We start from the raw sequence: 6,299 nt of genomic DNA on the forward strand, positions 1-6,299 counted from the left end.
CTAGGTCATGTTGACAAATGGCGGAGCCATAGGCGGATTGAGGTGATGTCGATGAAGCCCAGGAAGCTTTCGGCTGTCTTGTCGTAGCGGGTGGCGACGCGGCGGGCGTTCTTGAGCTTGTTGAAGCAGCGCTCGACGAGGTTGCGCAGCTTGTAGAGGGTGCGGTCGACAGCCACGCGCAGCTTGCGGCTCTTGCGCATCGGGATCACCGGGACGACGTTGCGTGCTTCCATGGTTTTACGAATGTTGTCAGAGTCATAGCCACGATCCGCGAGGAGGACCGACGGCTCTGGCAGATCATCGGTCATGACCAGATCGAAGCCGAGATAGTCCGAGGTCTCGCCCGGCGTGATCTCTGCCCTCATGGGCAGGCCAACGCCGTTGACGCGGAGGTGGATCTTGGTCGTAAAGCCACCTCTTGAACGGCCAAAACTCTGTCGCGGAGTCCCCCTTTTGCGCCCGCTGCCTGATGGTGGGCGCGGATCACGGTACTGTCGATCATCTGCAGAGCATCGGGAGCCACCCCGCTCTCATTCAGCGCCTCCATGATCCCCTCCCAGAGCCCGGCCAGCGTCCAGCGCCGGAACTGGCGGTAGACGCTTGACCACTTGCCGAACTCTTCCGGCAGGTCACGCCAAGGCGACCCCGTCCGGGCGATCCAGAAAATCCCATCCAGAACAAGACGATGGTTCATCGGCTTGCGTCCGTTCGCGGCGCGGATCGCCAAGATGAAGTGTTCATGAAACGCCCATTCCTCGTCCGACATCAGGTCTCGTGCCAAGCTGGTCTCCATTGCAGACACCAGCTTGAATCACGATCAGCGCGCCTTGTGAATCCCTTTTGTCAACACGACCTAGGTTGACTTTCGGGGTTATTTCCCCTACTTACATTGGCAGGACTGGGCTTTTCCCGGTTGGCAGGCGGCTCCTGGACTTTTTCGGGGGCCGTTTGTTTTTTGTCGCTATGGGAAGCATTTCAACATGCCTTCGGCTATCTTGGGCCTGATGGTATCAAATGCCCTGTTGGGTTGATCCGGACGCAAGATCGAGAGTCCGACACGTCGCGCAAGTAGATCGGCGAGTTGCAGGCCGCTTGAATTAGACTTCTTGCTAACGAAGCGTGGCGTCCAAAGGAAGCGCTTCAACGCGTCAACCTTTGCCACGTTCTTTGCACCAATCTTCAAGCCCGTTTTGCCATCCACAATCCGACGGAAGGCTAGTTCCAGCGCCGCATCTTCCCGCGATCCTCTACGTTCGAAGACCGCCGCGACTTCCCGGCCTTCTTGACCAAGCCAGTAGAGTCTTTGCGCCGCCATCTCCAAACAGAACTGAAGCGCAATATTGTAGGGATCGTACGGACGAACATATTGACGCTTAAGCGAATCCTTCCGTATGACGGCAACAATAGCCTCGACCGGCGCTTCTTCCACCAACAGTCCGACTCTCGACAGGAACTCGAGCCGGACGGCCTGGTCCCGACGAAGGAACAGGAAGTCTCCATCCTGCTTGCGGATATCAATCTCGTGAAGAATGATCTGATCATGCCCCACGAAATCGAACTTTAGCCGCTGGACTGCCGGAACGATCCTCGAAAGATAATCCTCTTTCGACACAAGAACGGCCGCCAGAACGAACAGCGGATAGTCGGGGTCGACATGTGTAAGTTCCGGAGACCCGCTCTCGTCGAAGTAGAGAATATAGTCTGAGAACGCGGGCACCGGTCAGGCCATCTCGCCCATCATCTCCCGGACATCCGTCAGCCGCCCGGTGATCGCCGCCGCAGCGGCCATGGCCGGAGACAGAAGGTGCGTCCGACCGCCCCTGCCCTGACGGCCCTCGAAGTTGCGGTTGCTGGTGGCCGCGCAGCGTTCGCCGGGGCTGAGCTGGTCGGGGTTCATCGCGAGACACATGGAGCAACCCGCCAGACGCCATTCGAAACCGGCGTCGATGAAGATTTGGGCGAGGCCCTCCTCTTCCGCCTGTGCGCGGACCAACCCCGAACCAGGCACGACCATCGCCCGCAACCCGTCCTTCTTCTTCTTGCCCTTCAGGATCGCGGCGGCGGCCCGCAGGTCTTCGATCCGGCCGTTGGTGCAGGAGCCGATGAAGACGGTGTCGATCTCGATCTCGGAAAGCTTCTGGCCGGGGGTCAGGCCCATGTAGTCGAGGGAGCGCTGCACCGCCTCCACCTTGCCGCCGGTGAAATCCGAAGGCGAGGGGACGACACCGGTGATCGGCAGCACGTCTTCGGGGCTGGTGCCCCAGGTGACGACGGGGGCGATGTCATCGCCGCGGATCGTCACGACCTTGTCGAAATGCGCGCCTTCGTCGGTGTAGAGGGTCTTCCAGTAGGCCAGCGCCGCCTCCCACTTCGCGCCTTTCGGTGCATGGGGTCGGCCCATGCAATAGGCGAAGGTCTTCTCGTCCGGCGCGATCAGGCCCGCGCGGGCGCCGCCCTCGATGGCCATGTTGCAGACGGTCATCCGGCCTTCCATGGAAAGCTCGCGGATCGCCTGGCCGCAATATTCGATGACATAACCGGTGCCGCCCGCCGTACCGGTTTCGCCGATCACCGAAAGGGTGATGTCCTTGGCGGTCACGCCGGGGCGCAACGAACCGGTGATCTCCACCTTCATGTTGCGCGCCTTGCGCTGGATCAGCGTTTGCGTCGCCAGCACATGCTCCACCTCCGACGTGCCGATCCCATGCGCCAGCGAGCCGAAGGCCCCATGCGTAGCGGTATGCGAATCGCCGCAGACCACGGTCATGCCCGGCAGGGTCCAGCCCTGCTCCGGCCCGACGATGTGGACGATGCCTTGCCGCACATCAGAGACGGGGTAGTAGTTGATCCCGAATTCCTTGGCGTTGGTGTCCAAAGCCTCCACCTGGATGCGGCTCTCCTCGTTCATCCCGCCCTTGGCGCGGTCGAGCGTGGTGGGCACGTTATGATCCGGCACAGCGATGGTCTTCTCGGGCGCGCGAACCTTGCGGCCGGTCATGCGCAGGCCCTCGAAGGCCTGGGGGCTGGTCACCTCATGCACGAGGTGGCGGTCGATGTAGAGGAGGCAGGTGCCATCCTCGGCCTGATGGACGACGTGGTCGTCCCAGATCTTGTCATAAAGCGTGCGCGGAGCGGTCATGGCTCATCTCTCGGAAATTGGCTGTGAATTGGGGAACGGCGGCGTAGGGTGCGTGATCCCACGCACCATCTGCGGTCAGGCAAGTCGCGCGAGGACAGACCGGTTCAGCGCGGTGAACCGCCAGGGCAGGCGGTCATGGTCGGCCATGTCGAAAAAGCGGATCATGGCGCACCAGATACGCCCTTATCCCCGCGCGTTCAAGCGGAGTCGGTTGACTCGAATCATTCGTTGTGACTTATGATAAGTTATGACTGATATATCACACACCCTTTCCGCCCTTGCCGATCCCACCCGCCGTTGCGTCTTTGAGCGGCTGGTCGAAGGGAAGGCAAGCGTGGCCGAGATCACCCGGGGGCTTCCCGTGTCGCAGCCTGCCGTCAGCCAGCACCTGAAGGTTCTGCGCGAAGCGGGGCTGGTGGCGGGCACGCCCAAGGGGGCAAGCACGATCTACCAGATCGACCCGGCTGGCCTTTTGCCCCTGCGCGCCTGGCTTGACCGGTTCTGGGACGAACAATTGGCGGCCTTTGCCAAGGCTGCGGAGGAGGAGAAATGACTGCACCTGCCACGATGATCGCACCCGTCCGCAAGACCGTGACGGTTGCCTGCACACCCACTCGGGCCTTCCGGGTCTTCGTCGAAGAGATCGGAGCCTGGTGGATCAAGTCGCATTCCATCGCACCCTCGGGCATGGCCGGACTGACGGTCGAGCCCCGTGTCGGCGGGCGCTGGTATGAGACGGGGATGAAGGGCGAGGTCTGCCAATGGGGCGAGGTCAAGGTCTGGGACCCGCCGGGGCGGCTGGTGCTGATCTGGCGGCTGAGCGCGGAGTTCGCCTATGACCCGGCTTTGCATACCGAGGTCGAGGTGACTTTCACCCCCGAAGGCGCCGGGACGCGCGTGGTGCTGGAGCACCGGGGGCTCGAAGCCTATGGCGCGCAAGCGGCGGCGCTGCGGGAAAGCATCGACAGCCCGCGCGGCTGGGGCGCGCTGGTTGAAAGCTTTGCCGGGTTGGTGGCGGTCTAATCTCCTGACGTCGTGGCCAGCAGCGACTGGACGATGAAGGGTTCCGGACTGTCCACTTCGATCAGGCGGCCCTGGTCGATCCACCAGAACCGCGTACCCACCGCCCGGATCAGGCTGCGGTCATGGCTGACCAGAAGGGCAGCGGCGGTCTTGGCGGTCAGTTCATCCTCCAGCGCCTCCTGCCCCTCGATGTCGAGATGGTTGGTCGGCTCGTCCAGCAGAAAGAAGTTGGGACGGGTCAGCCGCAGCACCAGCATGGCGAGCCGTGCCTTCTGTCCGCCTGACAGCGCCCGGATTGCGGTCGTCTGGAGCGGCAGGGCAGTCCCCGCCCCGGCAAGAACCGTCCGCGCGGCCTGATCGCCCAGATCGAAGCGACCGGTGATCAGCCCATGTGGCGTGGCCTTGGGGTCAAGACCGGTCAGCCCCTGATCGGCGATCCCGGCCACGACCGACGTGGCGGCCCGGATCGGCCCGTCCGCCCCCTTCAGCGCAGCCTCGACCAGAGCAAGAAACCGCGACTTTCCTGCCCCGTTCGCCCCCATCAGCACCACCCGATCCCCCGGTGTGATCCAAAGCTGCGGGCAGCGGAACAGCCTGCGCCCGTCCGGAGCGGTGACCTCGCAAGGGCTGACGGTGATCAGCGCACGGGCATGCGCGTCCGAGGTATCCAGCCGGATTTCGCCCGCACTCCTGGTCTTGTAGGCGGGGGCCGCTGCGGCCTCGATCTTCGCGGCGCGGTCGGTCAGTTGCTTGGTCTTTACCACCAGAAGGTCGCTGCCGGAGTTGATCCCGATGTTCTTCAGCTTCGCCGCCTGCCGCCGAAGCGCCCTTGCCGCGCGCAGGTCAAGGTCGTGCTGGCGGCCCATGGCGGCATCCGCCTCATCCAGCGCCAACACGGCGCGGGAATACGGCAGGGCAAACTGCACCGACTGACGGTCGCGCAGAAAGAGGGTGCGGGTGCAGACCTCGTCCAGGAACGCCCGGTCATGCGAGGCCACGATCAACCCGGTGCCACGCGGCAGGGCAGCGATCCAGCGCTGAAGCTGGCCGATGCGGGCAAGGTCGAGGTGGTTCGTCGGCTCGTCCATCAGGATCAGGTCGGGCTCGGCCACCCAGACCCGGGCGAGCATGACGAGCCGCTGCCAGCCGCCGGAAAGCGCAGACATCGGATGGTCGCGCAACGCCTCGGGGATGTTCAGGTCATCCAGCGCGATGTCGGCGCGCCAGTCCTGCGCATCCTCCGCCGCCGCGACCACCGCCTCACGCGCCGTCAGCCCGGCCAGATCGGGCGGCATATCCTGGGTCAGAAGTCCGGTGATCAGGCCGCGCCGCCGGGTGATCTGGCCCTCGGTCAGATCGGTCAGGCCTGCGACGGCATGCCGAAGCGTGGACTTCCCGCGCCCGTTCGGGGCCACCAGCGCCAGCCGGTCGCCGGGCTGCAGGGTCAGGTCAAGCTGGGTGAAGAGGGGTGCGCCAAGCGTGATGCCGGCGTCTTTCAGGGTGAGAAGGCTCATGGGGTGTCTCCGGTCCGCAAAGGCAGCAGGCTGCCGTTCGGGCAGATCGGAGAAGCGGTCAGACCCCGATCAGCCCCGCACAGTCACATGCGGGGCAAAGACAGGTCCGGTCGTGTGGTGATGGTTGGCGCGAATGATCACGCGGGCTCTCCCATTGGACTACGCGAGGGTGCGGCAATCCGGGTCAGGCGTCAAGTCGGCACCACCGCCTCCAGCAAATCCCCCGGCTGGCAATCCAGCGCCGTGCAGATCGCGGCCAGGGTGTCGAAGCGGATGCCCTTGACCTTGCCGGACTTCAGCAGGGACAGGTTCTGTTCGGTGATCCCGATCTTCTCGGCCAACTCGCGCGACCGCATCTTGCGCCGCGCCAGCATCACGTCCAGCCGCACCACGATCTCCATCAGACGAACCCTTCGTTCTCGGCCTTGACCCGCGCCGCCTCGCGCATCGCCCAGCCGATCACGGTCAGAAGCCCCGCAGCCATCAGAAAGCCCAGCGTGCCGCTGTCGATCCCGATCGCGAGCGTCCTTTGCGGGGCGTTCCAGCTTAGGATCAGGGTCACAAGGGTGGGCGTCACAACCGTGAAGACCGCGACCAGGATCAGCGCCCGGCCAATCTGCAGG

7 protein-coding genes and 1 pseudogene are annotated in these 6,299 nt (G+C 64.0%); 2 read left to right on the forward strand and 6 right to left on the reverse strand.

Annotated features, from left to right (window positions below; all coding sequences use genetic code 11):
• Window positions 1-5 precede the first annotated feature (5 nt).
• From ACRCSW_RS20660 to leuC, 3 genes are all read right to left on the reverse strand, one after another.
• A protein-coding gene (locus tag ACRCSW_RS20660; RefSeq protein WP_438707539.1) for an IS5 family transposase occupies window positions 6-793 on the reverse strand; the annotation gives its coding sequence in 2 pieces (ribosomal slippage) (window positions 6-457 and window positions 457-793; 789 coding nt in all).
• Window positions 794-961: 168 nt separating this feature from the next.
• Window positions 962-1,717, reverse strand: a complete 756-nt coding sequence (locus ACRCSW_RS20665; RefSeq protein ID WP_438707540.1) for a DUF3800 domain-containing protein — start codon at window positions 1,715-1,717, stop codon at window positions 962-964.
• Window positions 1,718-1,720: 3 nt separating this feature from the next.
• Window positions 1,721-3,139, reverse strand: a complete 1,419-nt coding sequence (gene leuC, locus ACRCSW_RS20670) for a 3-isopropylmalate dehydratase large subunit (protein ID WP_438707541.1) — start codon at window positions 3,137-3,139, stop codon at window positions 1,721-1,723.
• A gap of 247 nt (window positions 3,140-3,386) precedes the next feature.
• On the opposite strand from leuC, the gene ACRCSW_RS20675 reads away from it, so the two are divergent.
• Window positions 3,387-3,692, forward strand: coding sequence for an ArsR/SmtB family transcription factor (locus tag ACRCSW_RS20675; protein WP_438707542.1), 306 nt, complete (start codon window positions 3,387-3,389; stop codon window positions 3,690-3,692).
• Window positions 3,689-4,162, forward strand: a complete 474-nt coding sequence (locus ACRCSW_RS20680) for an SRPBCC family protein (RefSeq protein WP_438707543.1) — start codon at window positions 3,689-3,691, stop codon at window positions 4,160-4,162. Before ACRCSW_RS20675 ends, ACRCSW_RS20680 begins: the two co-directional genes overlap by 4 nt.
• Here ACRCSW_RS20680 and ACRCSW_RS20685 read toward each other — a convergent pair.
• From ACRCSW_RS20685 to ACRCSW_RS20695, 3 genes and pseudogenes are all read right to left on the reverse strand, one after another.
• The gene (locus ACRCSW_RS20685) at window positions 4,159-5,676 is read right to left on the reverse strand and encodes an ATP-binding cassette domain-containing protein (protein ID WP_438707544.1); all 1,518 of its coding nucleotides are present in this window, start codon (window positions 5,674-5,676) and stop codon (window positions 4,159-4,161) included. The genes ACRCSW_RS20680 and ACRCSW_RS20685 overlap by 4 nt on opposite strands.
• 191 nt (window positions 5,677-5,867) lie before the next feature.
• Window positions 5,868-6,077, reverse strand: a complete 210-nt coding sequence (locus ACRCSW_RS20690; RefSeq protein ID WP_438707545.1) for a helix-turn-helix domain-containing protein — start codon at window positions 6,075-6,077, stop codon at window positions 5,868-5,870.
• Window positions 6,077-6,299, reverse strand: a pseudogene (locus tag ACRCSW_RS20695) (hypothetical protein); the annotation flags it as partial. The gene ACRCSW_RS20690 and the pseudogene ACRCSW_RS20695, both read right to left, overlap by 1 nt.

The organism is Tabrizicola sp. (assembly GCF_051645465.1).
Lineage (GTDB): Bacteria > Pseudomonadota > Alphaproteobacteria > Rhodobacterales > Rhodobacteraceae > Tabrizicola.